We start from the raw sequence: 26,927 nt of genomic DNA on the forward strand, positions 1-26,927 counted from the left end.
GCGTGCGGGCCCATACGGCACGTTAAGGCTCAGTAAGCCACCGTCGCGATCTGACGGATAAAACGGCCCTGCTCCAGTTCATCGACGAAGGCGATCGCATAGTCTTCCGCGGAAATACGGCTATTACCCTCGGCGTCGGCGATAAGCGTGTTCGCACCCGTGCGGAACTTCCCGGTGCGCTCGCCCGGGGCGATCAGCGCGGCCGGCGCGAAGAAAGTCCAGTCGAGATCGGTGATGCCGCGGTAGTAGTCGAATGCATCGCGATGCGCCAGCGCGACCGCTTTGTAGGCATCCGGGAAGCCGTCCGTGTCGACCAGTTGCTTGCCCGGTGCGACTTCGAGCGAGCCCGCGCCGCCCACCACCACCAGACGCTTCAGCCCCGCTGCGCGCACGCCGTCGACCAGCGCATGGCTGGCCTTGCTCACCGCTGCCGGGTCGTCTTTCGGCGGCGCGTATGCGCTGGCGACCACGTCGTGACCGCGCACTGCGGCGCTGACGCTCGCGGCGTCGAGCACGTCGGCCTGTGCAGCCGTCACATTCGCCAGATCCGCCGGCACGCGTGCCGGATTGCGCGCCAGCGCCGTCACCTGATGCCCACGACGAGCCGCTTCCGCGGCGATCCGCGAACCAATCATGCCGGTGGCGCCGAACAACGCGATCTTCAACTGTTTGCTCATTTCGATACTCCTGGTATGTAAGCCAATATGTAACCACATTGATTACATATATTCCGGAAAAAAGAGGGGCATCAGCCCCTTCCATTCTCAGGCGCGCGTCGCGACTACTTCGCGCGCGCCCTTCTGTACCGCTTCTTTGCTACGTTATCCGTGCGAACGCCGCTTACGCTCACGCGCCCGTTCGGCGCGCACTACGTCGGCAGTGGCGTCCGCAAGTGTGCGCGCGCCGAGCGACGCTTCCATAGCCTGCTGCGCTTCGTCGATGATACCGCGCAGCACGACCTGAATATTACGCCCCACCATGCATGCCGGATTCGGCTCCTCGCGATGCATGGCGAACAATTGCGCGTCGTCCACCGCGCGGTACACCTCGAGCAGGGTAATGCTTTCGGGCGCCCGGGCGAGCAGCGCACCGCCGCCCGCGCCAAGTTGCGAGGTCGTGAGACCGGCGTCGGCCAACATGGTCAGCAGACGCCGGATCAGCGCAGGATTCGTATTCACGCTGCCCGCGATCATCTCCGACGAAAGCGGCACGCCCTCCTGCAACGACAGCAGCGCGAGCACGTGCACAGCAAACGCAAACCGGCTACTCGTATTCACAGCAAACCTGCCCGGCAACGACAATGTGTAACCATAGTAATTACATTTAATCCGGCTGTCAAACGGACGGCTGCATAGACCGTCCTCTCACTTGTCCATCTGCTTTTGCGCATCGCTGGAATCGCCCGATGCCGACGAGGAAGCGGAGGCCGCCGCCGACGCCGAACTTTGCGCCGACCATTCCTGCAGCTTGCGCCCGGCGTTCTCGAGGCCCTGGCCGGTCAGCGCCGCCGCCTTGCCGAGCTGCGCGTTCGTGGCGCTCGCCGCGTTTTGCAGGTTGGCCTGCGCGCTCGATGCCAGCGCGGCGGGATCGATTTTGATCGACGGCGCGGAAGCTGCGGAGTCCAGATTCTGCTGCGCCGTTGCCTTGGTCGCATCGACCTGCTGACCGACGTAGCTGGCTGCCTGATCGAGCTTCTGACCGGCGGCTTGGGCCGCCTCATTGAGCTTGCCGGCGACCTGATCTGCCGACGCATCATTCTTTTGACACGCCGTCAGGCCGCCGAACACGAGGGCGACAACGGCGGCACGGCGCAACAACGGTGAACGAATGGATAAAGTCATATCTGTATGTGCTGTGTATGAGCCGCATCGAACGGCTTTCGCATGCGAAAACGCGCCCATGATACGCCGTTGCGCGGCGAACCCGTTCATCGCGCCGCATGTTGCGTCGCGGTTCTGTCAAACGTGTTGGAGTAGACTGACTGCCCGCTCGATGTATTCCGTTGATCAACTGGAGGCATGCGATGGCAGCAAAGAAGATTCTGTTCCTGACCGGCGACTTCGCCGAGGATTACGAAACGATGGTGCCGTTTCAGGCACTGCAGGCCGTCGGCCACGTAGTCGACGCGGTCTGTCCGAACAAGAAAGCCGGCGAGAAGATCAAGACCGCGATTCACGATTTCGAAGGCGACCAGACCTACACCGAAAAGCCCGGCCATCAATTCACCCTCAATGCGACATTCGAGGACGCCGATTCCCGTCAGTACGACGCACTGGCCATCGCGGGCGGCCGCGCGCCCGAGTATCTGCGTCTGAATCAGAAGGTCATCGAGCTGGTACGGCAGTTCGCCGAAGCGGGCAAGCCGATCGCGGCGATCTGCCACGCGGCGCAATTGCTGGCCGCCGCCGACGTGATCCGCGGCAAGCGCATTTCCGCCTACCCGGCCTGCGCGCCCGAAGTGAAGTTGGCCGGCGGCGAGTACGCCGACATTCCGGTCGATGCGGCGATCACCGACGCCAATTTCGTCACCGCCCCCGCGTGGCCCGCTCATCCTGAGTGGCTGCGTCAGTTCCTCGTGCTGCTCGGCACCCGGATCGAACTCTGATCCCGACGGCGAGCGCCGGCTCATTGCGGCCACGCGCGCTCGCCTTCGCAAGCTCGCCTTCGCAATACTTGCGCGGCAACGCGGCTTACATTGGCCACACGTCGATTCTGAACCCCACCTCGGGGCGTTTTATCGCCGCTGTGGCTTCCGCTCGACGACAGCAGGACTGATAAAGCTTCAGTAGAACCACGAAGCGGATTCGCAGAAACCTCTCAATGCGATTGCCCCGGAATGTGCCCTCGTCGCACCCGACTTTGAGACTCGTCCGATAGTTCGCAGCAAAAGGCTTTCCTATAGTCGCGGGTTGACTTGGGAGCCTTTTTTGATGGAACTGACTGATTGGATCGTCATTCTCGCCGTCACGCTGATGGCGATTGCTTTTTTTTGCGCACGTACACCGGCCAACTGGTCGCGGGAAAACCGCGCACGGCGTCTGGCGGGTACGCGCATGCTGGTGCAGGCAGCGTGCTCGCTATGGGCGGCGCTGTTGATCGCCGCACGCGGCCTGTTCGCGCTCGACGGTCTGCCTGGCTTGCACCCGGCGCCGCTCGAAGCGCTGACCGGCATCGCGGTCCTGATCTGCTGCGGCTGTTACTGGTCGATCCGCGGTAGCAAACTGCTCAAACCACGCCGGCTCTTTACCGCGTACTGATGCCAGGCGCGGCATGGGCGGCATTCGCGGCGTGTACCGCACCGCCGCCGGGACCCGCGCCCTCTGAATCACCGGCTGCTGCACGCGCTTCCCGTCCACCCTGCACCGCGTGAGCACCGTCCGCCAGCGTCGCGTGTGTTTCGAAAGACCGCTGCGCGCTACGCGTTCCGGCTTCGGGCAGCGACAGATAAAACGTCGTGCCCACCCCCTCTTTCGACTCCGCCCATACGCGCCCGCCGTGGCGCTCCACCACCCGCCGCACGAGCGCAAGACCGATGCCCTCGCCTGCCGCCACATTGCCGTGCAGCCGCTGAAACGCGTTGAAAAGCCGCGGCAACGCGACCGCCGGAATACCCAGGCCATTGTCCCGCACGTAAAAAATCCGTAGCGAATGCACGCCCGGCGGGGCCGGCGTCGTACCGATCTCGATCAGACCTTCGCGCGACGGGTCCAGATAATTGACCGCGTTGCCGATCAGGTTCGCGAACACCTGTTCAAGCGCGGTCGGGTCGCCCCATACCGGCGGCAGTTCGTCGACGATCACATGCGCCCGCCGGGCCCGGATCGATCCCTGCATGGCATCGATCACGCGCGGCACGATATCGCGCACTTCGACCTTTTGTTGCCGGTACTCGACCCGGCCGACGCGCGACAGCCGCAACAGCGCGTCGATAATATGAGAGGCACGCAACACGGCCGTTTGCAGGAAGTGCAAGGCCTCGCCGATATCCTCGTCCACCACCCGTTCGATGCGCTGCCGCGGCTCGGCCGCGAGCGACGACTGCCGCAGCACCGCGCGCAGGTCGTCGCAGGCGCGCGTCAGTTCTTTCGAGAAGCCTTGCAGATTCACCAGCGGCGCACGCAGGTCGTGCGACACGCTGTAGATGAACATTTCGTTCTCCTGGGTCTGTTGCCGCAAGGTCTCGTTGATGCGCGCCAGTTCGCCGGCGCGGCGCGCGAGATCGGACTGAAAGCGCGCCTGGATGCGCTCGGCTTCGAGCAGGCGCCGGCTGGTTTCATGCAAGGTCAGATCGAGCCGGGCAATTTCGTCGCGGCCCGGACCGATCGGCGCCAGCGGCTCGTTGCCCGCAAGGCGCCCGGCATTGTCAGAGAGCAGCGCGAGCCGGCCGCGCACGCCACGCGTGAACAACCAGATGGCCACCGCGACGAACAGCAAGGAGCCGAGCACGGCCGCGACGACCAGCATCTGCTGCCGTTCACGCGCGGCGCCGGCGGCGCTTGAACGCAACGTGTCGAGGCGCCGCTCTTCACTCTGGAAGGCCGCCACTTGCTGGCGGAAGCGATCGAGCACGTCGGCGCCGCCCAGATCTCGAAAGCGATCGAGCAGATCGCGCCGCCGCCCCGAATGCAGCATGTCCTGAACGCGGTCCGACCATTGGCGATAGCCCTGCACCGCCTGGCGCACCTGCACCACCCGTTCGACTTGCGCCGGGTTATCGGCCACCAGCTCGGCCAGTTGATCGATGCGACGGTCGACGTCCATCCACACCGTGACCGGCGTGGTAAAGCGGGTATCGTTGGCGAGCACCGCGCCGCGCAGCGCCACCGACTCACCCAGCACCGGATCGAGAATCGCGGTGGTCTGGCGCAGCACGTCTTCGCTATGGATAGCCCACCGCTCGGCTTGTGCCGCGTCGGACTGCGCCTTGACCAGGCCGGACAGCAGCGCCAATTCGAAGAAAGCCGGAATCGCGATCAGCAACAGGCCTTTAGTGGTCAGTCTCATGCGTGCGCATTGGAGGTCGATGGCCGGCAGATCATGCACGGGGACGGCACATTATGTGGGCGTTTGCGCAGGAAGACAAAGACGGCACGTCAGGAATCATGCTTGTTCCGCCAGATATCGTTCCGTACGCAGCGATTGCGCATAGAACGTCAGGCTTTTGAATTAAACGTAAATCAAATTTAATAATTTGCCCACATTTGGATCATGAGAGCGGGAGCGAAACCGTCATGCACTTAAATTGTGCTTTCGTTGCCATTCGAGGTGCAAGGAAAAACTGACGCTGAATTGCCTGCACGTCACAACAAACCCATTCCGGTGCGGCCCTGCACCTGATCGACGCTTTCGGCACAAATTTGGCCCGGTTCTTGCATTCAATGCCCGCTTTTTTGGCATAAGCGGGACACTCGATGGAAAGTCTTAAAACCGGCACCGATACCCTCTTCCTTTTGCTAGGTGCCGCAATGGTGCTGGCCATGCATGCGGGATTCGCGTTTCTCGAACTCGGCACGGTCCGCAAAAAGAATCAGGTCAATGCGCTGGTGAAGATTCTGGTGGACTTCTCGGTCTCGACGATCGCGTATTTCTTCATCGGCTACACGATCGCCTATGGCGTGCAGTTCTTCGGCAGCGCCGAATCGCTGGCCGCGCACAACGGCTATGCGCTGGTGCGCTTCTTCTTCCTCCTGACCTTCGCGGCGGCAATTCCGGCGATCGTGTCGGGCGGCATCGCCGAGCGCTCGAAGTTCAATCCGCAACTGTTCGCCACCTTCGTACTGGTTGGCTTCATCTATCCGTTCTTCGAGGGAATCGCGTGGAACGGCCGCTTCGGCATTCAGAACTGGCTGACTCAGGTCTTCGGGGTGCCGTTTCACGACTTCGCCGGCTCGGTGGTGGTGCACGCGTTCGGCGGCTGGGTCGCGTTGCCGGCTGTGCTGCTGCTCGGTGCACGCCACGGCCGTTATCAGCGGGACGGCTGCATCGCCGCGCATCCGCCGTCGAATATCCCGTTCCTCGCGCTGGGCGCATGGGTGCTGGCGGTCGGCTGGTTCGGCTTTAACGTGATGAGCGCGCAGACCATCGACAAGATCAGCGGCCTCGTGGCGGTCAATTCGCTGATGGCGATGGTCGGCGGCACGCTGAGCGCATGGCTCGCGGGCCGCAACGACCCCGGCTTCACGTACAACGGCCCGCTTGCCGGACTGGTGGCGGTATGCGCCGGCTCCGACCTGATGCATCCGCTCGGCGCGCTGGTGACGGGCGGCATTGCGGGCCTGCTGTTCGTCTATATGTTCACCTGCGTGCAAAACCGCTGGCGTATCGACGACGTACTCGGCGTGTGGCCGCTGCACGGTCTGTGCGGCGCGTGGGGCGGCCTCGCGGCCGGCATCTTCGGCTTGCGTGCGCTCGGCGGCCTTGGCGGCGTGTCGTTCGGCGCGCAACTGGTCGGCACGCTGGGCGGCATTGTGGTGGCCTTGCTCGGCGGCACGCTCGTGTACGGCGCCATTCGCCTGACGGTAGGGTTGCGGCTCGACCAGGAAGACGAATACAACGGCGCGGATCTGTCGATCCACAAAATTTCGGCCACGCCGGAGCGCGAAAGCGTCGGCTGAGGGGCTGCCAGCACGCTAGCCACGGTTGGCCGCAAATCGTGCGCGGCGGCGCGCCGACTGCTGCTCGCCGCGCGCGATGCTCGTCTGTCCCCAATGCCAGGTGGATGCTAGACTTGCGCGCTGGAGATGGCATTCTCCGTTAACCGCCCTTGATGGCTGATGATGCCTGCTTCGCCCGGACGACTGCGGACGCGGCATCACGCCTGCCCCGCGAGCCCGGTTTGTCGATCTTTCGGCTTCGCCAGAGTACTTTTCCATGTATTTGTCCATTCTCGCGGTCGGCATTGGCGGCGCGCTCGGCTCGCTATTCCGCTGGTTTCTCGGCATCCGTCTGAACGGCCTGTTCACCGGTTTGCCGCTCGGCACTTTCGCCGCTAACGTGATCGCCGGCTACGTCATCGGCGTCGCGGTCGCGGGGTTCGCGCGGGCGCCGCAGATCGCCCCCGAATGGCGGCTCTTCGTCATCACGGGTTTGATGGGCGGCTTGTCGACGTTCTCGACATTCTCGGCGGAAGTCGTGCAGCGTCTGCAAGACGGCCGGCTCGGCTGGGCAGCAGGCGAGGTCGTCATTCACGTCGGAGCCTCGCTCGTAATGACGATCCTCGGCATCGCAACCGTTTCCTTGCTGGCGCGCTGAACGGCGTGATCGCTTCGCTGATCCGCGAGACGTGCGGCATCTCGCGTTCAATCACGATCTGACTGGCGCGAAACCGGTATGACGCACGGTTCATGCGTGCCGTCGATGGCGGCTCCTGCTGAACCTTCCACAACTGGCAACCAGCGCGTCGGTACTCGATGTCGCGCACGAATACGGCTACGATTCGGCGCCCTGGACTCTCCCCCCGAACTCACGTCTCTTTGCTTTTACGTGCTTTCGCCCGGTTACTCGCCGGCGCATTCTTCTTCAATTTGGTCTGGTTGTGTTCAATCGCGGCACGGACCAGATTCTTTAGCGCGCGTTCATTGATCCTGTCGCCCTCGAAGAAGTCGATCGCCCGTCTTGCGTTGCCCTCAAGACTCGCGTTGAAGAGCTTGTCGGGATCCGGAAGGCTAGCCCCGTGGGCAAAGGTCAACTTCACCTTGCCTTTGTGCGCATTGGCGACCGCGATCATTCCGTCGCGAGACCACACGGGGCTGCCCATCCACTCCCATTCCTCGACGATCTGCGAGTCGGCCGCGAGGATGGCCTTACGCATCGCGGCGAAGGTTTCACCACGCCAATCCGTGATTCCCGCGATCATCTGGTCAATGGTTTCTGACGGAGTCATAAGGTCGTTACGCCTCGAATTCTGGTCCGGTCTCGGCAGAGACTGCCTTTGAATTGTGCCAGCATCAATCCGCCGGCGCGAATGAGGCATTAATTTCGCCATTTTTTTCGATTTTTATCGTTATTTTTGTTGTTCCCCACGGCGGTAAGATCGCCGCAGCCTGAATAGTAGAAGGGGCAAAAATGGCGATCACCTTGAATCTCTCAGCGTCCACCAATCTGAACAAGTCGTTGAAGATCGACGCCATTCGATTCCTCGCGGCTGTCTGGGTTCTGATGTACCACATCAAGCCGCCCGCGTTCAAAGAACTGCTGCCCCACCCACTCGCCTTCCTCGGCGGCGCGCTGTGGTCAGGCTCGACCGCGCTGTTCGCGGGGCCCGCCGCCGTCATCGTCTTCTTCGTCATTTCCGGCTATTGCATCCACAACGCATATCAAAAGGATGTGACGCTCAAGCCGATCAACTATTACGCGTCCAGATTCATCCGCATCGGCTTGCCGCTGGTCATTCTGCTGTGCCTCGTTCAACCTTTGCCGGCGGGCCAGAACTATCTGGAATCCGTGCTGTGGTCGCTCTACTGCGAGATGGTGTATTACGCCGCTTATCCGTTGCTGCGCCCTCGCTTTCGCTACCTCGGTGAAATGATCGTTGGATGCGCGCTTGCGGCGGGCGTGATGGTGGCCGTGGTTCGGCTGATCGGGCACCCGGTTTGCCACGGCTGCGTCATCGAAACGTATGGGGTTCCCGGCACGGCGCTGCTGTATGCGGCCGGATGGATTTTCGGCTGTCTGATCGCGGAGATCCAGCGCAACACGGAGCAGTTCCATGTTCGCGGTGCGTATTCGCCGCTCACGCTGATGATCAAGGGCGGCCTTGACCGGAGCACGCGCTACCTCGCAAACCATCTGGTTGCGTTGAGAGTGGCGGTGGTCGCGGCCGGTGCGGTCATTATGATTCTGTTGTCCGAATCGAATCTCAAGCCGGCCATCGTGCCCTTGATCACGCCCGATATCACGCTGCCGCTATTTCAGTTCCTCGCGGCGGTCTGGATCGCGGCGGAAACCGCCACGCCGTCCAGAAGCGGCGTGTGGGCCAGACTGGCCACGTTCGGCGCGTGGTCCTACAGCCTCTATCTGTGCCACAAGATGGCGCTTGCGCTGCTTGAAATGAGCGGATTCGACGCTACATCCCGATTCGCGTGGTTCGTGCAGGTGGCGCTGGCGTTCGCTATCAGCTACGCGTTCTACCGGATGATCGAAAAGCCTTCGCATCTGCTTTCGCAGCGGCTGCGCAAATACACGCCGAGCGCACCGGCCGCCCCGGCTGCATGAAGCGCCCGGCCCGAGCCATCAGATCGGCACCCGCACCTCATAGCCGTCCCGGCCGCGGATCGGCCACGAACCCACCGCGATTGGGCATCGCCACACGCGGCAACGACGCCGCATCGAGCCGCGTATCCGCCGGCACGATGCCGTTGCGGTTGAGCAGGAATGCGCTTAACGCGTACACCTCATCGGCGGAAAGCGATTCGGGCGCGTTGTACGGCATCGCACGGCGAATGTAGTCAAACAGGGTCGTCGCATAGGGCCAGTAACTGCCGACGGTGCGCTTCGGCTTCGCGCCCGTCAGCGTACCCTGCCCGCCCACCAGTTGATCGCCGAGACCGCCCTCGCCCTGCGCGCCGTGACACGCCGCGCATTTGGCGGCAAACACGTGCGCGCCGGTGGCGACGTCGCCGCTGCCCGCGGGTAAGCCGCGGCCGTCCGGCGCAACGTCGATGTTCCAGGCGGCGAGGTCCTGTTCGGTGAGCGGCGTGCCGATCTCATAACCCGCGCCAGCGCTCCGGTCACCCGGCGCGACTGTTGAACACGATGCCAATGCCGAGAGCGACAGCAGCACGGCCAGCGCGGTTCGTGCCATGCGCGCTCGCTTGCGGATCGAACTGCGGCCGTTACGCATTGCGCACCTCGCCGCTTGCCTCGACTCGCCATTGCTGGATCGCGTTGTAGTGGTACTGCGAATTCAGGCCACGCGCGGCAACCAGTTCGGCACGCGTGGGCTGCACGTAGCCGGTCGAATCGGTGGCGCGCGAGAGAATCGCGGTCGCGCCGCCATCCCAGTGCCAGTCCGCCTGAAAGCGCGTCAGCGCGCGATCGTGAATGGCGCCGTCCAGACGCGCGAGACGCCAGCTCGCACCACCGTCGGTCGACACTTCCACCTTGCGGATCGTCCCGCGTCCGGACCACGCGAGACCGGTGATCGGGTAATAGCCCTGGGTGGTGAGGCGTTGTCCCGGCGAAGGCCGCGTGATCACCGACTTCGCATCCATCTCGAACGCAAACTGACGCGCGGTGCCGTTCGCGAGCAGGCTGGTGTACTTCGAGGTTTCTTCACGCGTTTGCAACGGCGCGTCGACCACTTTCAGCCGGCGCAGCCATTTGACGTTCGTATTGCCCTCGAAGCCAGGCACGATCAGACGCAACGGATAGCCGTTCTCGGGACGCAAGCGCTCGCCGTTCTGCGCGTAGACCACCAGCGCGCGATCGAGTATGCGCTCGAGCGGCAGGCTGCGCGTCATCGCGGCGGCGTCCGCGCCTTCTGCCAACAACCAGCCGCCCGCCGGATTGGCCGGGTTCGACAAGCCGCCCACCTCCTCCAGCAAGGTCGACAAGCGCACGCCGGTCCATTCGCAGCACGACAGCAAACCATGCGTGAGTTGCACCGGCATGCCGCTCGGACCATTCCATTCGTTGCCGGTATTACCGGAACATTCGAGAAAATGAATCCGCGATTCGGACGGCAGGCGCAGCAGGTCGTCCATCGTGAACAGCTTGGGCGTGCGCACCAGCCCGTGAATAGCCAGCCGATGCTGATCGGGATCGATGTCCGGCACGCCGCCGTGATGACGCTCGTAGACCAGACCGTTGGGGGTGAGCGTGCCGTGCAGATCGGCGAGCGGCGTCATTGACGAAGCCGCGCCGGGCAGCGGCCACGCGCGTGCGCTGCGCCGTACGACATTCGCCTCATAGGGCGAAGGCACGCCGTAGGGATGCTCGAGAATGGGCGCGCCGGGCACGCGGCTCGATTGCGCGACCGTGAGCGGCTTGAGCAATTCACTGGCGGCAGCGGTGTGAGAAACCACCAGACCGCCGGCCGCCAGCCGACCGAGCAGTCGACGGCGGCCGCGCGACGGCGGAGAGTTGTGCGGGTTCATCATGGCGTCGGCACATCATAGGCAAGCCGATTAGCGTAACGATGCTTGCTGTCACGGCCAAACGATAAATTCGACTATCGTTCGACACAAACCGCATATCGGACGGATACGGTGCGCCGTCAAGCCAGCACGTTCGAGAACACCCTGTCCGCGAGACGATTGGAATCGGTGCCGCTGTTGAGCACGCCCACCGCCTTCAGATCGTCGGCGTAGAGCGATATCTCTTTCCTGAACGCGTCGCCGACCGGATGATGGCGATCGGTATGGCTCTTGAGCATCGCCGTCAATTGGCTCACTTCGGCAGAGGGCGTATAGGCCGAGAAAATCGCCGCCGCGTCGGCCGGATGATTGGCGGTCCACTCGGTTGCTTCGAGCAGCGCCTGGGTCAACGCCTGCGCGGTGGCGCGATCCTTTCGCACCAGCGACCCGCGTACGCCCAGCACGCAGCACGAACGGTTCTGATACTCGCCGCACAGATTGTTCGATACTTCAACCAGGTGATCGGATTCGCGGATCGTCCAGATGGTGGGGTCGCCGTCCGCAATCGCCTGCACTTCGCCCTTCTTGAGCGCCTCGCCCAACAGATTCGCCGGATACTGACGCCAGTTCACGTCGCGCTCCGGGTCCACACCGATCTTCTTCAGCACGATGGCAAAGAAATTCTTCGTAGGACTCGCCATATCGCTCACGCCGATCGTGCGGCCCTTCAGTCCCGCCACGTCGACGATGCCCGACGTGCGCGTGGCCAGCAAACGCATGCAGCCGCCGTGAATCCCGGCCGTCAGTTTCACATCGAAGCCCTGCTCCAGCGGTTTGATCCAGCGCAGCGCCATGCCGACACCCGCATCGGATTTGCCCGTCGCGATCGCTTCGAGCAACTGGTCCGTCGAACCCGAAAAGTTCACCAGTTCCACCTGCAAGCCGTGCCGCTCGAAAAAACCCTGCTTCACCGCCACGGCCACCGGCGCGGTACAGATCGCGCCGGCATTCCAGGAAAGCTTGAGCGGCTTGAGCCCGGCTTGCGGCGTCTGGGCGACCGCCGGCGAGCCCGGCATACCCAGCCACGCACCGCCGAGCGCCGCGGCGCCCGCAGTCCAGGCCGTCTTGCGTAACCACGCGCGGCGGCTTTCGCTCAGCGGCGCTTCATCGTAGGGATTCATGGTTGACTCTTCCTCAGATCGTTATCAATTGTTCTATGGGTTGTTCAGGTGTCGAGTCCGAGTTGAGCGAGCACCTCGCGGCGCAGCGCCACGAGCTTCGGATCGTCGCGATGGCGGGGATACGGTGCGTCGTTATGCACTTGCGCAACCACGCGTGCGGGCCGTTCGCTGAAAACGATCACGCGCCGGGCAAGCAGCAGCGCTTCTTCGACGTCGTGCGTCACCAGCAGCACGGAAAAGCGTGCGTCCTGCCAAAGCCGCGCCAGTTCGCCCTGCATGCGGATGCGCGTCAGAGAGTCGAGCTTGCCGAACGGCTCGTCCAGCACCAGCAGCGCAGGATCGTTGACGAGCGCACGCGCCAGCGCCACCCGCTGCGCCATGCCGCCCGACAATTGATGCGGAAACGCTTCGGCAAACTCGCTCAGGCCGACCAGTTCCAGCGCGGCATCGATTCGTTGCCGCGCCTGATCTTCCTGTGGACCACGCCGCCGGGCGAAGCCTCTGCGCTGCGCCTGCGGACCGATCCCGACGTTGCCGCGCACCGTGCGCCACGGGTACAAGGTCGGGTCCTGGAACACCACCACGCGCGACGGATCGGGGCCCGCGATCGTGGCGCCGTCGGCCTGCACGCTGCCTTGCGTCGGCGTATCGAGTCCCGCCACGAGACGCAGCAAGGTGGACTTTCCACAACCGCTCGGGCCCAGCAGCGCGACGAACTGGCCCGGCTCGACCGTGAAGCTGACATCCTGCAACACGGGCAACGCGGCGCCGCGCAATGCGAACTGATGACTGACATGGCGCACGTCGATGCGCGCGCCGTCGCGCAGAGGCGCTGCGGCGGCGTTCTGATTCAGCACTTCGGGTACGGCTACCATTTGAGCAATCCTTTTTGCCAGGCCAGCAAACGGTCACGCAGGCGGAACAGCAACGTGATCAGACCGGAGCACATCAGCGCCATGACCAGCAGCGCGGCATACATATTCGAATAGGCCGCCCAGCCCTGGGCCCATTGCAGGTACCAGCCGAGTCCCGCTTTCACGCCCATCATTTCCGCGACGATCAGGACCGAGAACGATGCGCCCAGCCCCATGAACAGGCCGACGAATACCGACGGCAACGCCGCCGGAATCGCGACACGCAGGATCAGAAAAGCCGGTCGCGCGCCGAGCGTGCGGGCGATGTCGTAATAAGCCGGGTTGACGCCGGCCACACCGGACCAGGTCAGAACGGCCACCGGAAAGGCGGTCGCCAGCGCGATCAGGAACACGCTGGCGCTAAAGCTCGATGGAAAGAAGAAGAACGCCAGCGGCAACCACGCGGTAGCCGGCAGCGGTCCGATCAGGCGCAGCACCGGATGGACCCAGTAGCTGACCGCCTGCGACCAGCCGATGCTCACCCCCGTCACGAAGCCTGCCGCCGCGCCCAGCACGTAGCCATAAGCCAGTAGTCCAAACGAATGCACGACACTCGAACCCAGCCGCGGATAGTCTTCGGCATAGACGCCGATTAGCGCTTGCGGCGGCGCGAAAAAAGGCCGCGGCAGCCATTCGAGTTGCGCCGTGACCACCTCCCATACGCTCACGCCGAGCGCCAGGGCGAGCAACCACGGCATGGCCGCGAGCCACGCATGGATGCGCGTGGGCGTCTTCGCCTGAAGGGGCTGAGTACGCCACCCGGCGACAGCCGTCGCGGCTGCGAATACGGCGAGCACGAGCTTGAGCGCGAGGTATTCTTTCGTGTACGGCCAGTCGTCCGCGCTCGGCCACCATTCGGTCAGCGCGGCGCTGCCGAGCCACGCCAGCGCCGCGAGACCGGCGATCCGGACGCTGCGTGAGAGTCCGCGCCTTGCTACGGGGCGCGCGGCATCGTGAGGCTCCGCGCCGCTAGCCGGAGCGCGCGTCGCGATCGATTCGAACTGAGTGGACATAAAGGTTCCAGCCTCCTGCGTTGTTGAGCTCACGTGTGAGTTCGTGCCCGCTTCCGGGTCCGCTTTGGAGCCCGCTTCCGGACGAACTTCAGGCGACGTCGGCCCGGTCGCGCTGCCAGACGCTCTGTGCGTAGACCGACTCGTCGAAATCCGCGGCGATATCGCCATGAATACGCGCTGCATGCGCGTCCAGATCGGCGAGAAACAGATCGCGGCTGATGCGCTGGACCACGGCGGGAATGTCGCGCTTCATGCTCGGCACGTCGCCGACCGGCAAGCCGAAACTAACGAAGGCCGCCGGGTTGTAGACGTGAATGTTCTTCAAATAAGGCGCTTCGCCCTCAACCTTTTCGAGGTATTCGAGCGCGGCGCCGAGATACGGATGCGCGCCAAGCGCGTCGTCGCTATCGCCGGCGGCGGGCACGTATTGATCGCGCCACAGGCGGACATGTCCGGCGATCTGCGCCAGTTCCGGCCGCAGCGCGAGATCGATGGCGTAACCCGTGCCGGCAATCACGAAATCGAATGTCAGCGACTCCCCCGCAACCTCGGTTTCGACGCGCCCGTTCCTGACGTCGACGTGCGACCACTGCGTGCCGGGATGCAGATGAAAGTTCGGAAAGCGCGTGACGCGCTCCACCGCGTCGAGCGGCGGTGTCGAACCGGCGCGGCGAAAGCGTCGCGCCTGTGACCAGCGAACCGCGTCCGGCAGATGGAAATAGTTGTCGTACGCACCGGGATAGGCGCGAGCGCGAGTCACCGGCACCGAAGCAATCCGCTCACGCCGCGCGAACAGATGGACCTGCCCTGCGCCGGCTTCGAGCGCCGTTGCTGCAGCATCGAACGCGGAGGCCGCGCCGCCGATCACCGCGACGGATTTACCGCGCAGCGCGGCGAAATCGATTGCCTCGGAGGTGTGGGCAAGCAAGGTGGACGGCAGCGTTTTCAGCACGGCAGGAATGTTGGGACCGCCATTGCCCGCGACGCCGTTGCCGAGCACGATCTTGCGCGCCGTCTCCACGACGCTCCGAACCGTGCCGCCGTCACGCACGTCCAGATGCAAACGGAAATGCTCACCCGCCGGTTCGATTCGCGTGAGGCGGGTGCCGTAGCGAATCGGAATCTCGAGGAAATGCCGGTACCACGCGAGATATTCCGCCCAGCGCGTACGTGGAATCCGATCGATTTCGCCATAAGACTCGGCACCGAAGCGCGCTTCATACCATGCCTGAAAGCTCAACCCCGGCAGCCCCCCTTCGGGACCCACCAACGATTTCGGGGTACGCAGCTTGTTCATGCGGGCGCGATTCAGCCAGACGCCCGATTGGCCTTCATCGGCGGCGGCATCGATCACGCTGACCTGACCGATGCCGGCGCGTTGCAGAGCAAAGGCGAACGCCGTGCCGGATTGTCCGCCGCCGACAATCACGACGTTATGGTCAATGCCCTCGCGTGGCGGAACCCAGTTGTCGGGTGCCGGACCAATCAGCCGAAGTGTGTCGAGCGCATGCTGATCGGAGTGAGTGATTTGCGTCATGGAGTCGGGTATGGCCAGAGAGTTGAACTGCACACGGATACGTCGAAACCGGATGGCACGGCCATCGGACGATCAAGTATCGCGGCGCCGCGGGCTTACCCAAACCAACAAATTTCGCTTTGCTTATTTGTTTCGGGGCGGTCGGCGTCCATTCGACCCCTGTCAGGAAAAACGAGCACTTTAATCGCATAGCGATTAATTGCATTTCAATGCGATTTTTTTACTTCTATGCTTTTTCTCAGGCAGCGCTGGTTCGTCCCATACGGGTCGCAGCCGAGTCGAAGCCGCCGCCCGATCAAGGAACCGGAAATGAGCCCAGTCGCGCCCTTGTTAGCCAGCCTGCAAACCGAACTCGGAGCGGACGCGATCCTCAGCGCCGAAGCCGACCTCGACGGCTTCATCGAGGATTGGCGCGGCCGCTACAAGGCGCCGGCGCTCTGCGTTGCGCTGCCCTCGACGACGGCGCAGGTGTCCGCGGTGGTCCGCCTGTGCGCGGCGCAAGGCGTACCGGTCCTGCCGCAAGGCGGCAACACCAGCCTGTGCGGCGGCGCCGTGCCCGCGAGCGAAGGCGCCCGGCCGGTCATCGTCAACCTGTCGCGGATGCGCCGGATCCGCTCGATCGACACGGCCAACGGCTCGATGGAAGTCGAAGCCGGCTGCGTGCTGAAGACCGTGCAGGATGCCGCCGCGGCCGAACAGCGGCTCTACCCGGTAAGCCTCGGCGCCGAAGGCTCATGCCAGATCGGCGGCAATCTGTCGACGAATGCGGGCGGCACCGGCGTTCTGCGCTACGGCAATACGCGCGACAACGTGCTCGGTCTCGAAGTCGTACTCGCCGACGGCACGATCTGGAACGGCCTGCGGGCGCTGCGCAAGGACAACACCGGCCTCGATCTGAAGCATCTGTTCATCGGCACCGAAGGCACACTCGGCATCATCACGGCGGCCACGCTGAAGCTGCATCCGCTGCCGACGCATCACGCGCTTGCATGGTTCGCGCCCGTCGACCCGGCGGCCGCGCTGCGTGTTCTCAGCCTGTTTCAGGCCGCCTGCGGCGCGCGCCTGAATGCGTTCGAGATGATCAACCGCCGCCAGCTCGAACTCGTGATCGAACACGTGCCCGAGCGCCGCAATCCGCTTGGCGAACTGCACGACTGGCACGTGCTGGTCGAACTCGCGGACACCCGCGGCGGCGAGGAAATGGCAGAACTGCTGCAACACACGCTCGAACAGGCCGCCGCTGACGGCCTGATTGCCGACGCCGTGCTCGCCAGTAACGACACCCAGCGCGCCGCGCTTTGGGAGATTCGCCACAGCGTGTCCGAGGCGAACAAGAAAGGCGGCGTGGGCTTAACGACCGATTGCGCGGTGCCGGTGTCCGCGGTCCCCGCTTTCATCGAGCAGGCCACGCGCGCGGTCCATGCGCTCGTCCCTGGTCTCGAGATTCTGGTGGTCGCCCATCTCGGCGACGGCAACGCGCACTTCATTCCGTTCTTCAGCTTCGACGCATGGCGTGAATTAGCGGACCCCGCTGCGATGGCTACCGCTATGCGCCGCTGCGTGAACGACGTCGCGCACGAATTGCACGGCACGTTCAGCGCCGAACACGGTGTCGGCCAGACCGGACTCAGCGAAATGGCTCACTACAAATCCGCCGCCGAACTGACGTTGATGCGCGCGGTAAAACAGGCGCTCGATCCGCAGGAGCTGTTCAACCCCGGCCGGTTGCTGCCGTGACGCCCTGCCCGGTGAACCGCCGCACGGTTTGAATTTTCGCCTTTCCGGTCTTTCGCTTATCCACGCTTCCCACGCTTGCCACTTTCCCTGGAGTCGTCATGAAAAAGCAGCCCACACGCGATCAGATTCAGCAACCCGGCCGCCGCACGGCCATCAAGGCGGCGCTGGCAGGCACGGCGGCGGTCGCCTTCCCGTTCGTCTGGACACCGTCGCGCGCGGCCGGCAAACGGATCGTGATTCGTGACGACGGCGGTATCTATACGAAGGCCTACGGCGCGGTGTTCTACCGGCCGTTCACCGAGAAGACCGGCATCGAAGTGGTCGGCGTGCAGGCCAACGCCGAACCGACCGCGCTGATCAAGAGCATGGTCGACACCGGCAGCTATACCTGGGACATGGCGAAGATCAGCCAGCCGGCGATTCTTCTGCTGACCGGCGGCGGCAAGGACTACCTCGAAAAACACGGACTCGAATCCGATCCGGTGATCGCCAAGATTCCTAAGCAATATATGTCGCCGTATGGCGTGGGCACCAATATCTACACCACCGTGCTCGCTTACCGCACCGACGCGTTCAAGGGCCGCAAGGCGCCGGCCTCATGGGCCGATATGTGGAACGTGAAGGACTTCCCGGGCCGCCGCGGCCTGCGCAAGTATCCGTTCGACACGATGGAACAAGCCTTGATGGCCGACGGCGTAGCGACCGGCCAGGTCTATCCCTGCAACCTGGACCGCGGCTTCGCGAGCCTCACGAAGATCGCGAAACACGTCGACGTGTGGTGGACCACCGGCGCACAGGTCGAACAGATGCTGGGTTCAGGCGAAGTGGACATGATCAGCACGTGGGTGTCACGGGCGCAGTCGGCGATCGCCAATGGGGCGCCCGTCGGTATCGTCTGGAACCAGAATATCTGGGGGGTCGACAACTGGTCGATCCTGAAGGGCTCGCCGAACGCCGATGCATGCCGCGAGTTCATCAAGTTCGCCGCCGATCCGAAGCGCCAGGCCGCGCTGGTCGACTATTTCCCGGCGGGCGTTACGCAACCCGAAGCCTTCAATTTCATCAAGCCGGAGATCGCGAAAAACTGCCCGACTTATCCGCAGAACATGACCAACGGTCTGCATATCGATGCGAAGTACTGGCAGGAAAACCAGAGCGTCGCGCTCGAGCGGTTCAATCGCTGGATCCTGACGTAAGCGCGCCGCCGCTCCCTGTCACCTTTTCACGGAGGCCGATTTCATGTCCGCTTCGAATCTTCAGATCACGGGACTCAGCAAACGCTACGGCGATTTCGTCGCGCTCGCGCCGACCAGTCTCGACGTCGCCGAGGGCGAATTCCTGACCTTGCTCGGGCCGAGCGGCTCAGGCAAGACCACCCTGCTCAGCCTGATTGCCGGCCTCGCGCTGCCCGATGAAGGCCAGATTCGCATCAATGGGGTGGACGTGACGTACGGCGCGCCGTATGAACGCGACATCGGCATGGTGTTTCAGAACTATGCGCTGTTCCCGCACATGACGGTCGCGCAGAACATCGCGTTCCCGCTGCAGATGCGCAAGACCGACGCCAAGGCCACTCAGGACAAGGTGATGCAGGCGCTGGAAATGGTGCACCTGCCGCATGTGGCGCAACGCTATCCACGCGAGCTGTCCGGCGGCCAGCAGCAACGGATCGCGCTCGCGCGCTGCATGGTCTACCGGCCGTCGATCATTCTGATGGACGAGCCGCTCGGCGCGCTCGACAAGAAACTGCGCGATCACATGCAGCTCGAAATCAAACGCATCCATCGCGAACTCGGTACGACGATCGTCTACGTAACGCACGATCAGGAAGAGGCCATGACCATGTCGGACCGCATCTGCCTGATGAACGCGGGTTCGATCGCTCAACTCGGCACGCCGGCCGATCTGTATTTCCGGCCCAACAGCGTGTTTGTCGCGGACTTTCTCGGCGAATCGAATCTGCTCGACGCGGTCGTTACGAGCCGGGCGGGCGATCAGGTGCAGATCAGCGTGCAAGGCGTCGCAAAAGGCGAGGCGATGGCCTACGACCCGGTGATCGGCAACGGCAAGACCGTCAAACTGATGCTGCGTCCGCAGAACCTGCGCGTGCACGACGGGGCGAGCACCGACCCAGGCAGCGGCGGCAGCCTGTCGGCGAAACTCACCGACATCATGGTGACCGGCAGCATGACGAAGCTCTATCTCGAGCCGCATACCGCCAACGCCGCGCCGCTCGTCGCCGCCTTCCCGACCAACCGTTTCGGCAGCCACTACGAAGTCGGGCAAACGCTCGGCCTGTCGTGGCTCGCCGCCGACGCCGTCGCGATCGCGGGGTAAGCGATGAACCATTCCGCTCTGAGCGCGCGCCCTTCTCAACCGGCGGGACCGGCGCAGCCCATCCAGCCCGCGCCGCGCCGGGCCGCCTGGCGCGCGTGGCTGAAGCCCGGCGCGAAAGGCGCGCCGCTCGTCGTATTGCTGCTTGTGATGCTGGTCTATCCGGTCGGCCAGCTCCTGCTGCTCAGCATTCACAACGACACCGGCTTCACGCTGATCGAATACAAGCGGCTGTTCGCGTCGTCCGTGTATGTGGACGTACTGCTGATCACGCTGAAAGTGTCGTTATGGACCACGTTTTTCTCCGTGCTGACCGGTTATCCGATCGCGTATCTGATTTCGACGGCGAGCCGGGCGCGTAAGAACCGGCTGCTGTTCTGGGTCCTGCTGTCGTTCTGGACCAGCTTTCTCGTGCGCACCTTTGCATGGGTCGTGCTGCTCGGGCGCAACGGCGTCATCAATCAACTGCTGCTCAAACTCGGCATCATCGACGCACCGCTGAGCCTGCTCTATCACTTTTCCAGCGTGATCGTCGGCATGGTGCATGCGCTGATGCCGCTCGCGGTGCTGACCATGCTGTCGGTCATGGAGAACATCGACCGGCGCCTGCCGAGCGCCGCGGCCACGCTGGGCGCGCGTCCCGGCACCGTGTTCTGGAAGGTGTATTTCCCGCTGTCGCTGCCAGGCGTCGCGGCCGGCGCGCTGATGGTGTTCGTCACCGCGATCGGCTTCTTCATCACGCCGACGCTGCTGGGCGGCCGCCATCAAACGATGATCACCCAACTGATCATCGATCAGGTGATGCAGGCGCTGAACTGGGGCTTTGCCGGCGCGATTTCGGTGCTGCTGCTCGCGGTCGTGCTGGTCGTCTTCCTGGTGTACGACCGCATGGTGGGCCTCTCGACCATGGCGGGCGAAAGCGCGGGCGCGAAAGGCTCACGCGCGGGCGGCTGGAGCCGCAAGCTCGGCGAGCTGATCCTGAGCGCGCTCGGCAATGCAACGGACGCCTTGCTCGCCATCCTGCCCCGCTCGCACGCAGGCCGCAAACGCAGTGCGTCGGGCAGCGGCGAAAGCCTGACGCTGCGAGTGATCGTTTTTCTGCTGCTGGTGTTTCTCAGCGCACCGGCCTTCCTGATGATCCCACTGTCGTTCGATTCGGCTTCCGGGCTGGCATGGCCGCCGCACGGATTCTCGCTGCAATGGTATCGGCAGATCGTCGATTCGCCGCTGTGGATGCAGGCGATCACACGCTCGATGCTGGTGGGGCTCGGCACCGGTTTGCTGTCGATGCTGATCGGTACGCCCGCCGCATTCCTGCTGGTGCGCGGCGGCATGCGCGGCAAGGCGGCCATACTGGCTTTTGTGCTCTCGCCGATCGTCGTGCCGCGCATGATCATCGCGGTCGGCATCTTCTATTTCTTCGCGAAGATCGGCCTCGTCGGCTCGTCGCTCGGTCTGGTGCTGGCTCACACGACGGTCGCGGTGCCCTACGTCGTGATCACAATGATGGCCGTGCTGCGCAACTACGACACCCGTCTCGATCTGGCCGCGCAGAGCATGGGCGCGCGTCCGTGGGCCACCCTGCGCCGCGTCACCTTTCCGATTCTGGGCGCGGGTTTGATGTCCTCGTTCCTGTTCGCGTTCGCGACCTCGTTCGATGAACTGACCATCGCGCTCTTCACCTCGGGCGGCCTCAGTACGACCTTGCCCAAGCAGTTCTGGGACGAAATCACGATGCAGATCTCGCCGGTCATCGCTGCCGTATCGACCTGCCTCTTCATCTTTATCGCGACGCTCATCTGGGTCGCGGACCGTTTACGCCGGCGCAGCCTCGCCGCCTGAACCCATTCATTCACCGAGACTCTTCATGCTTTCAGCACAACAATTACGCGGCGTTCTGCCGGCCATTCCGACACCGGTCAACGCCGACGACACGATCGACAGCGGCGCGGCCCGCACCCTGATCCGCTATCTGCTCAAGCAGGGCGTGGACGGCCTCGTGCCGCTCGGCGGCACCGGCGAATACGGTGCGCTGGCGCGTGCCGAACGCATCCGCATGGCCGGCATCGCCGCCGAGGAAGTGGCCGGCAGCATCCCGGTGATCGCCGGCGTGCTCGACCCGGGGTATCACGATGCCATGCAGGCCGGCAAGGAATTCGCCGCAGCGGGTGCGGACGGCTTGCTGGTGCTGACGCCCTACTACACGAATCCGACCCAGGGCGGCATTCGCGACTACTTCCTGCGTTACGCCGACGAATCGCCGCTGCCGATCCTGATCTATGAGATTCCGTATCGCACGCGCATTTCGATCGCGCCCGAAGTGCTGCACGAACTCTCGAAGCATGAGCGGATCATCGGCATGAAGGCGTGCAATACCGACATGTGGCACTTCCTGCGCACCGTGGCCGGCGTCGACGAATCGTTCTCGGTCTTGAGCGGCGAGGACACGCTGTTTCCGCTGCATGTCGCGGCGGGCGCGCGCGGCGGCATCGTGGTGACGGCCAGCCTGCTGCCGAGCGCGTGGCAAACGATCTATCGGCTCGCCGCCGAGGGCCGGACACAGGAGTCGCTGGCCCTGCACCGCAAGCTGATTCCGTTGATGAACCTGGCGTTTGCCGAAACCAATCCGGGGCCGATGAAATCGGTGATGGACCTGATCGGCGTGCATGCGCCGACGATGCTCGCGCCACTCGTGCAGGCCGCACCGGAGTTGTCGGCGAACCTGCGGGTCGAACTGGAAAAGCAGCTCGACGCGTTCGAGCGCCGGGCGTGAAAACTAAATGCGAGCTGAATGAGCGGTAAATAAGCGCTCAGCGCTGATAACCCGTGAGCCGCGACTTCGAGATCGACGTCGCGGCCACCTGCACGTGCTGCGCGAGTTCGGCTTCCACTTTCTCACGCGACCAGCGCGAGGTCGGCACCGAGATATTGATTGCGGCGACGCCCATGCCGCCGTGATCCGTCACCGGCGCGGCAACGGAAATATCGCCGAGCACGGTTTCGTTCTCGACTACCGCGTAGCCGCGCCGGGCGACTTTGCGCACGCGTTCGAGCAGTTTGTCGGGATCGGTTTCGGTGTAGTGCGTAAGCGGTTCGAGGCGCGTTTGGGCGAGGATCTCGCGCACGCGGTCGTCGGACAGACGCGAGAGGATGGCGATGCCGGCAGCGGTGAACATGGCCGGCAAACGCGCCCCGACCACGATGTCGATATTCACCAGATGCTGGCCGGGAAATCGCGCGACGAACACGATCTCATGCCCGTCGAGTTCCAGCAGATTGGTGGTCTCGCCAAGCCGCCGGCTGATGTCGAGCAGATACGGTGAAGCCTTGTCGATGAGCTCGTTGGCACGCACGTAGTTGTAGGAGAACTGCAGCACTTTCGTCGTGAGGCCGTAGTTGCGAGTGTCGGGCACGCGGTACAGATAACCGAGCGCTTCCAGCGTATGCACGAGACGCTGCGTAGCGCTGCGATCGAGGCCGGAGGCTCGCGCGATATCGACGAGGGTCATGTGACGGTTCGGCCCGTCGAACGCGTGCAGTACCTGAAACGCCTTCGCGGTCGAGCCGACGAATAGCGACGAGCGCGGTGTCTCCGGTTCAGCCGCCCTGGTCTTGCGGACTGTGCCTCTGGCGTGTTCTGACATGGTGGTAGCGCGGCCCTTAAGGCGAATCGAACAGATCGAGAAGATCGAATAGCAGTTATCTCGATTGTAATGCGATTGAATCGGACAACAGCAGCATATTTGAAGTCTGTGGAGCATTCATGCTTTCATGCGTAGCCGATTATCGGATCGCCGCCCGGAAACGTCTGCCGCGCCTTGCCTTCGACTATCTCGACGGCGGCGCCGAGGACGGCGACGCGTTGCGCCGCAATGCCGAGGCTTACCGTCAGTGGCTCTTCAAACCGCGTGTGCTGACCGACGTGTCGTGCTGCTCCAGCGCCACGCAGTTTTTTGGACGCGAGGCGGCCGCCCCGTTGATCGTCGGGCCGACCGGTCTGAATGGCCTGTTCTGGCCGCGTGCCGACGAACTGCTCGCCCACGCCGCGAGCGAGGCAGGGTTGCCCTTCGTTCTATCGACCGCCTCCACCTCCCTGCTCGAAGACGTGCGCGCCGCCGCGCCGCGCGGCGACCTGTGGATGCAGCTCTACGTGCAGCAGGATCGCGGTATTGCCGAAGACCTGATGCGGCGCGCGAGCGCGGCCGGTTTTTCCACACTGGTCCTGACGGTGGATGTGCCGGTGCACGGCAAACGCGATCAGGACACCCGCAACGGCTTCGCGCTGCCTTTACGGCTATCGCCGCGGCTCATCGCCGATTGCATGCGCCATCCGCACTGGTGCTGGCAGATGGCGCGCCATGGTTCGCCGCAGTTGAAAAACATCGCGCGCAGCGTCGGCGAGCGGGCCGATCTGTCACGTCACGCCGCCATGCTCAGCCGGCAGATGGATTTGACGCTCGGCTGGACGGATCTCGAATGGGTCCGGCGGCACTGGAGCGGCAAGCTGATCGTGAAAGGCATCCAGGGGCGCGACGACGCATTGCTGGCGCTCGCCCATGGAGCGGATGGGATTGTGCTGTCGAATCACGGCGGACGGCAACTGGGCAGCACGTTCGCGCCGCTCGAACTGCTGCCGGACATCGCCGAAGCCGTGGGGACCCGTCTCGATGTCTTCGTCGACGGCGGCGTGCGACGCGGCAGCGATGCGTTGAAAGCCGTTTCTCTGGGCGCCCGCGGTGTTCTGCTCGGGCGGGCGCCGCTTTACGGTCTGGCCTCGCGCGGCGGCGCCGGCGTTAGAGAGGTGCTGGCCTTGATGCTGCAGGAAATGCATATCGCCATGCGCCTGCTGGGGTGCAGCGCGCTCGATCAACTGCAACCTGGGCTGGTCGAGCGCGCCGCATGAAGGTCGCATGAAGGTCGCATGAAGATCCCATGAGCGTCGCATGGTAGCCATGCAATTCGTCACGGCCAAACGACGAATTCAACTATGCAAATCGGGAAAACGCGCACTTGCACACCACAAGTGCCGCGCGGCGCCATTCACGCGGTGTGGTTCGAACTACCGCAGATTTTCTTATCAGCAATGATTGGTTGGATTCAGGCGCTCGCGAATCTAACTTGTAGTGCCGGCTGTTTGCCCACCTGAGCATTTTCAGCCCACTCCCCTCATTCGACTGGTATTGCCGCATGCGCTATTTCCGTCTGCTGAAATCTTTCTTCGCCGTGGCGGCCCTGTCGCTCGCCGCGGTTCACGCCTATGCCGACAAGCCGGCGGTGATCCGCATCGGCGTCGCGCAACAAGGCAACGGCGATCCGCCGACATTTGGCGGATCGCCTGCCGCGACTGTGCAATTGCAGCAGTCGCTCGAGAAAGAATTCGCCGCCGACGGCATCAAGGTCGAGTGGCTGTTCTTCAAAGGCGCCGGCCCCGCCGTCAACGAAGCGATCGCCAACAATTCACTCGACTTCGCCTACCAGGGCGATCTACCTGCGGTGCTCGGCCGCGCCAACGGCTTGAAAACGCGCCTGCTGCTCGCCTCGGGTGTCCGCTCCGGCGTCAAGATCGCCGTGCCCCCGGATTCGGACATCCGCTCGATCAAAGACCTGAAAGGCCGGCGCGTATCGATCTTTCGCGGCACCAATCTGCAACTCGTCGCGGACAATGCGCTCGCCGCCAATCAGCTCGACGAGCGGGATCTGCGCGTGATCAATCTCGACTCCGCGAGTTCGCTCGCCGCGCTGGCGTCCAAAGGAATCGACGCGTCGATCAACGATTACCACCTGTACAAGTTGCGCGACCAGGGCCTCGCGAAGATCGTCTACGAATCGCAGAACGACGGGCCGCAGTTCACCCGTCAGGCCCATCTGCTGGTGCTCGACAACTTCGATCGCGCGCATCCGGATATCGTGCAACGCGTCGTCAACGTAGTCGTCAAAGGCGCGCAATGGTCGTCCGATGAAGCGAACCGCGACGCGCTCTTCAAGCTGTGGGCCAAAAGCGGGGTGCCCTATTCCTCCTGGCAGGCCGAATTCGCGAATCAAAGCCTGAAGGATCGCAACTCGCCGCTGATCGACCCGTTCATCGTGGCGCGCTATAAGGCGGTTGCCGCGGATGCACTGAAACTCAAACTGATCCGTCAGCCGGTCCAGGTCGACAACTGGTTCGAAACGAAATATCTCGACAACGCGCTACGCACGCAACAACTCGACCACTACTGGACGCGCTACGACGCCGCCGGCAAGCCGCTTAGCTAAAACGGAAGCGATCACGATGAGCGAAACCGCCCTCCATGTCGAGCGCGACCGGCTCGGCCACGCTGCCGCGGCGCCGCGCGCGCCGCTCTACCGCAATGCACGCTTGCGCGCCCTCGCCTGGCGGCTCGCGCCGTGGATATTGCCGGCGGTCCTGTTCGCCTTATGGAGCATCGGTTGCGAGCGCGGCTGGATCGCGCCGCAGATCCTGCCGCCGCCTGAGCGCGTGTTCGACACCTTCGTCGAGCTTGCGAGGAGCGGCGACCTGGTCAGCAACACGCTGATCAGTCTGCAACGCGTGCTGTTCGGTTTCGCCGCGGGCACCCTGCTCGGTTTTGCGCTTGGCGCGGCGCTCGGCCTGTCGCGCACCTTCGAAGCCTACGTGTTGCCGAGCTTCAATGCGCTCGTGCAGATTCCCGTGCTCGGCTGGCTGCCGTTTCTGCTGCTGCTCGTCGGTGTAGGCGAGCCGCTCAAATACATTCTGATCGCGCATGCCGCGCTGGTTCCCGTGACGTTGAGCACGCTGCAAGGATTCCGCCAGACCCCCGCGTCGCTCGATGAAGTCGCACGCGTATTCGAATACAGCGGCTGGCAACGAATCTTTTATCTCGTGCTGCCCGCGGCCGTGCCGACGCTTGCCACCGGCGTACGGCTTGCGTTCACCAAAGCCTGGCTCGCGCTGGTAGTGGTCGAACTGGTGGCCTCGTCCGAAGGGCTTGGCTATCTGATCGTCTACGGCCGGCAGTTGTTTCAGCTCGATCTGGTGATGGCGTCGGTGGTGGTGGTCGGCGCGATCGGTTACGCGATGAATCGTTTGCTCGACGCACTCGAAGCGCGTTTGCGGCGCGGTCAACCGTCGGCGTTTCGCGAGTAATGGCGCCAAA

The 26,927-nt window shown here is 63.7% G+C and carries 25 protein-coding genes and 1 riboswitch; of the genes, 13 read left to right on the forward strand and 12 right to left on the reverse strand.

Features of this window, described 5'->3' with window-relative positions; all coding sequences use genetic code 11:
* Positions 1-29: 29 nt before the first annotated feature.
* The 3 genes from HWX91_RS27365 to HWX91_RS27375 all read right to left on the reverse strand — a co-directional run bounded on the left by HWX91_RS27365 (position 30) and on the right by HWX91_RS27375 (position 1,841).
* Positions 30-677: an NAD(P)-dependent oxidoreductase gene (locus HWX91_RS27365; RefSeq protein ID WP_028199760.1), complete on the reverse strand. Its 648-nt coding sequence runs from the start codon at positions 675-677 to the stop codon at positions 30-32.
* A 144-nt stretch (positions 678-821) separates the two neighbouring features.
* Positions 822-1,277 carry an Rrf2 family transcriptional regulator gene (locus HWX91_RS27370; RefSeq protein ID WP_028199761.1) on the reverse strand — a complete coding sequence of 152 codons (456 nt, stop codon included), beginning with the start codon at positions 1,275-1,277 and terminating at the stop codon, positions 822-824.
* A gap of 87 nt (positions 1,278-1,364) precedes the next feature.
* The gene (locus HWX91_RS27375) at positions 1,365-1,841 is read right to left on the reverse strand and encodes a BCAL1086 family glycoprotein (RefSeq protein ID WP_028199762.1); all 477 of its coding nucleotides are present in this window, start codon (positions 1,839-1,841) and stop codon (positions 1,365-1,367) included.
* A 182-nt stretch (positions 1,842-2,023) separates the two neighbouring features.
* On the opposite strand from HWX91_RS27375, the gene HWX91_RS27380 reads away from it, so the two are divergent.
* Both HWX91_RS27380 and HWX91_RS27385 read left to right on the forward strand, forming a co-directional pair.
* Positions 2,024-2,605 carry a DJ-1/PfpI family protein gene (locus tag HWX91_RS27380; protein WP_028199763.1) on the forward strand — a complete coding sequence of 194 codons (582 nt, stop codon included), beginning with the start codon at positions 2,024-2,026 and terminating at the stop codon, positions 2,603-2,605.
* A gap of 325 nt (positions 2,606-2,930) precedes the next feature.
* The gene (locus HWX91_RS27385; RefSeq protein WP_028199764.1) at positions 2,931-3,257 is read left to right on the forward strand and encodes a hypothetical protein; all 327 of its coding nucleotides are present in this window, start codon (positions 2,931-2,933) and stop codon (positions 3,255-3,257) included.
* Here the strand turns inward: HWX91_RS27385 and HWX91_RS27390 are convergent.
* Positions 3,244-5,004, reverse strand: coding sequence for a sensor histidine kinase (locus HWX91_RS27390; protein ID WP_028199765.1), 1,761 nt, complete (start codon positions 5,002-5,004; stop codon positions 3,244-3,246). The two genes, HWX91_RS27385 and HWX91_RS27390, sit on opposite strands and share 14 nt — an antisense overlap.
* Before the next feature lie 407 nt (positions 5,005-5,411).
* On the opposite strand from HWX91_RS27390, the gene HWX91_RS27395 reads away from it, so the two are divergent.
* Both HWX91_RS27395 and crcB read left to right on the forward strand, forming a co-directional pair.
* Positions 5,412-6,614: an ammonium transporter gene (locus HWX91_RS27395; RefSeq protein WP_028199766.1), complete on the forward strand. Its 1,203-nt coding sequence runs from the start codon at positions 5,412-5,414 to the stop codon at positions 6,612-6,614.
* A 113-nt stretch (positions 6,615-6,727) separates the two neighbouring features.
* Positions 6,728-6,790: riboswitch (Fluoride riboswitch) on the forward strand.
* Between the two features lie 80 nt (positions 6,791-6,870).
* Positions 6,871-7,251: a fluoride efflux transporter CrcB gene (crcB, locus tag HWX91_RS27400; protein ID WP_028199767.1), complete on the forward strand. Its 381-nt coding sequence runs from the start codon at positions 6,871-6,873 to the stop codon at positions 7,249-7,251.
* Between the two features lie 211 nt (positions 7,252-7,462).
* Here the strand turns inward: crcB and HWX91_RS27405 are convergent, their stop codons facing one another.
* Positions 7,463-7,882, reverse strand: a complete 420-nt coding sequence (locus tag HWX91_RS27405; protein WP_028199768.1) for a DUF1801 domain-containing protein — start codon at positions 7,880-7,882, stop codon at positions 7,463-7,465.
* A gap of 182 nt (positions 7,883-8,064) precedes the next feature.
* On the opposite strand from HWX91_RS27405, the gene HWX91_RS27410 reads away from it, so the two are divergent.
* Positions 8,065-9,213, forward strand: coding sequence for an acyltransferase family protein (locus tag HWX91_RS27410; protein WP_028199769.1), 1,149 nt, complete (start codon positions 8,065-8,067; stop codon positions 9,211-9,213).
* A gap of 37 nt (positions 9,214-9,250) precedes the next feature.
* On the opposite strand, the gene HWX91_RS27415 is transcribed toward HWX91_RS27410, so the two are convergent.
* The 6 genes from HWX91_RS27415 to HWX91_RS27440 all read right to left on the reverse strand — a co-directional run bounded on the left by HWX91_RS27415 (position 9,251) and on the right by HWX91_RS27440 (position 15,720).
* Positions 9,251-9,802: a c-type cytochrome gene (locus HWX91_RS27415; protein ID WP_244144150.1), complete on the reverse strand. Its 552-nt coding sequence runs from the start codon at positions 9,800-9,802 to the stop codon at positions 9,251-9,253.
* Positions 9,803-9,833: 31 nt separating this feature from the next.
* Positions 9,834-11,099 (reverse strand): sulfite dehydrogenase, encoded by a 1,266-nt coding sequence (soxC, locus tag HWX91_RS27420; protein ID WP_042276786.1) that lies wholly within the window; start codon positions 11,097-11,099, stop codon positions 9,834-9,836.
* Between the two features lie 116 nt (positions 11,100-11,215).
* On the reverse strand, positions 11,216-12,256 hold the full coding sequence (locus HWX91_RS27425; protein ID WP_028199772.1) for an ABC transporter substrate-binding protein: 1,041 nt from the start codon (positions 12,254-12,256) through the stop codon (positions 11,216-11,218).
* 44 nt (positions 12,257-12,300) lie between these two features.
* A complete protein-coding gene (locus HWX91_RS27430; protein ID WP_028199773.1) occupies positions 12,301-13,131 on the reverse strand; it encodes an ABC transporter ATP-binding protein in 831 nt (276 codons plus the stop codon).
* On the reverse strand, positions 13,125-14,183 hold the full coding sequence (locus tag HWX91_RS27435; RefSeq protein WP_028199774.1) for an ABC transporter permease: 1,059 nt from the start codon (positions 14,181-14,183) through the stop codon (positions 13,125-13,127). Before HWX91_RS27435 ends, HWX91_RS27430 begins: the two co-directional genes overlap by 7 nt.
* Before the next feature lie 88 nt (positions 14,184-14,271).
* Positions 14,272-15,720 (reverse strand): flavin-containing monooxygenase, encoded by a 1,449-nt coding sequence (locus HWX91_RS27440; protein WP_028199775.1) that lies wholly within the window; start codon positions 15,718-15,720, stop codon positions 14,272-14,274.
* A gap of 309 nt (positions 15,721-16,029) precedes the next feature.
* Here HWX91_RS27440 and HWX91_RS27445 point away from each other — a divergent pair, with 309 nt between their 5' ends.
* From HWX91_RS27445 to dapA, 5 genes are all read left to right on the forward strand, one after another.
* Positions 16,030-17,457, forward strand: a complete 1,428-nt coding sequence (locus tag HWX91_RS27445; protein ID WP_028199776.1) for an FAD-binding oxidoreductase — start codon at positions 16,030-16,032, stop codon at positions 17,455-17,457.
* 98 nt (positions 17,458-17,555) lie between these two features.
* The gene (locus HWX91_RS27450) at positions 17,556-18,653 is read left to right on the forward strand and encodes an ABC transporter substrate-binding protein (protein WP_042276791.1); all 1,098 of its coding nucleotides are present in this window, start codon (positions 17,556-17,558) and stop codon (positions 18,651-18,653) included.
* A 43-nt stretch (positions 18,654-18,696) separates the two neighbouring features.
* Positions 18,697-19,794 carry an ABC transporter ATP-binding protein gene (locus HWX91_RS27455; protein ID WP_028199778.1) on the forward strand — a complete coding sequence of 366 codons (1,098 nt, stop codon included), beginning with the start codon at positions 18,697-18,699 and terminating at the stop codon, positions 19,792-19,794.
* A gap of 147 nt (positions 19,795-19,941) precedes the next feature.
* Positions 19,942-21,633: an ABC transporter permease subunit gene (locus HWX91_RS27460; RefSeq protein ID WP_244144158.1), complete on the forward strand. Its 1,692-nt coding sequence runs from the start codon at positions 19,942-19,944 to the stop codon at positions 21,631-21,633.
* Positions 21,634-21,658: 25 nt separating this feature from the next.
* Entirely contained in the window at positions 21,659-22,564 is a 906-nt protein-coding gene (dapA, locus tag HWX91_RS27465; RefSeq protein WP_028199780.1) for a 4-hydroxy-tetrahydrodipicolinate synthase, read from the forward strand.
* 37 nt (positions 22,565-22,601) lie between these two features.
* On the opposite strand, the gene HWX91_RS27470 is transcribed toward dapA, so the two are convergent.
* Positions 22,602-23,435 carry an IclR family transcriptional regulator gene (locus HWX91_RS27470; protein ID WP_028199781.1) on the reverse strand — a complete coding sequence of 278 codons (834 nt, stop codon included), beginning with the start codon at positions 23,433-23,435 and terminating at the stop codon, positions 22,602-22,604.
* A gap of 119 nt (positions 23,436-23,554) precedes the next feature.
* Between HWX91_RS27470 and HWX91_RS27475 the strand changes: the two genes are divergently transcribed.
* From HWX91_RS27475 to HWX91_RS27485, 3 genes are all read left to right on the forward strand, one after another.
* Positions 23,555-24,694 (forward strand): alpha-hydroxy acid oxidase, encoded by a 1,140-nt coding sequence (locus HWX91_RS27475; RefSeq protein WP_028199782.1) that lies wholly within the window; start codon positions 23,555-23,557, stop codon positions 24,692-24,694.
* Positions 24,695-24,978: 284 nt separating this feature from the next.
* Positions 24,979-26,046 carry an ABC transporter substrate-binding protein gene (locus tag HWX91_RS27480; RefSeq protein ID WP_028199783.1) on the forward strand — a complete coding sequence of 356 codons (1,068 nt, stop codon included), beginning with the start codon at positions 24,979-24,981 and terminating at the stop codon, positions 26,044-26,046.
* Between the two features lie 16 nt (positions 26,047-26,062).
* The gene (locus HWX91_RS27485; protein WP_028199784.1) at positions 26,063-26,917 is read left to right on the forward strand and encodes an ABC transporter permease; all 855 of its coding nucleotides are present in this window, start codon (positions 26,063-26,065) and stop codon (positions 26,915-26,917) included.
* Positions 26,918-26,927: the final 10 nt, after the last annotated feature.

Origin of the sequence: Paraburkholderia fungorum (assembly GCF_902833645.1) — a bacterium.
GTDB lineage: Bacteria > Pseudomonadota > Gammaproteobacteria > Burkholderiales > Burkholderiaceae > Paraburkholderia > Paraburkholderia fungorum.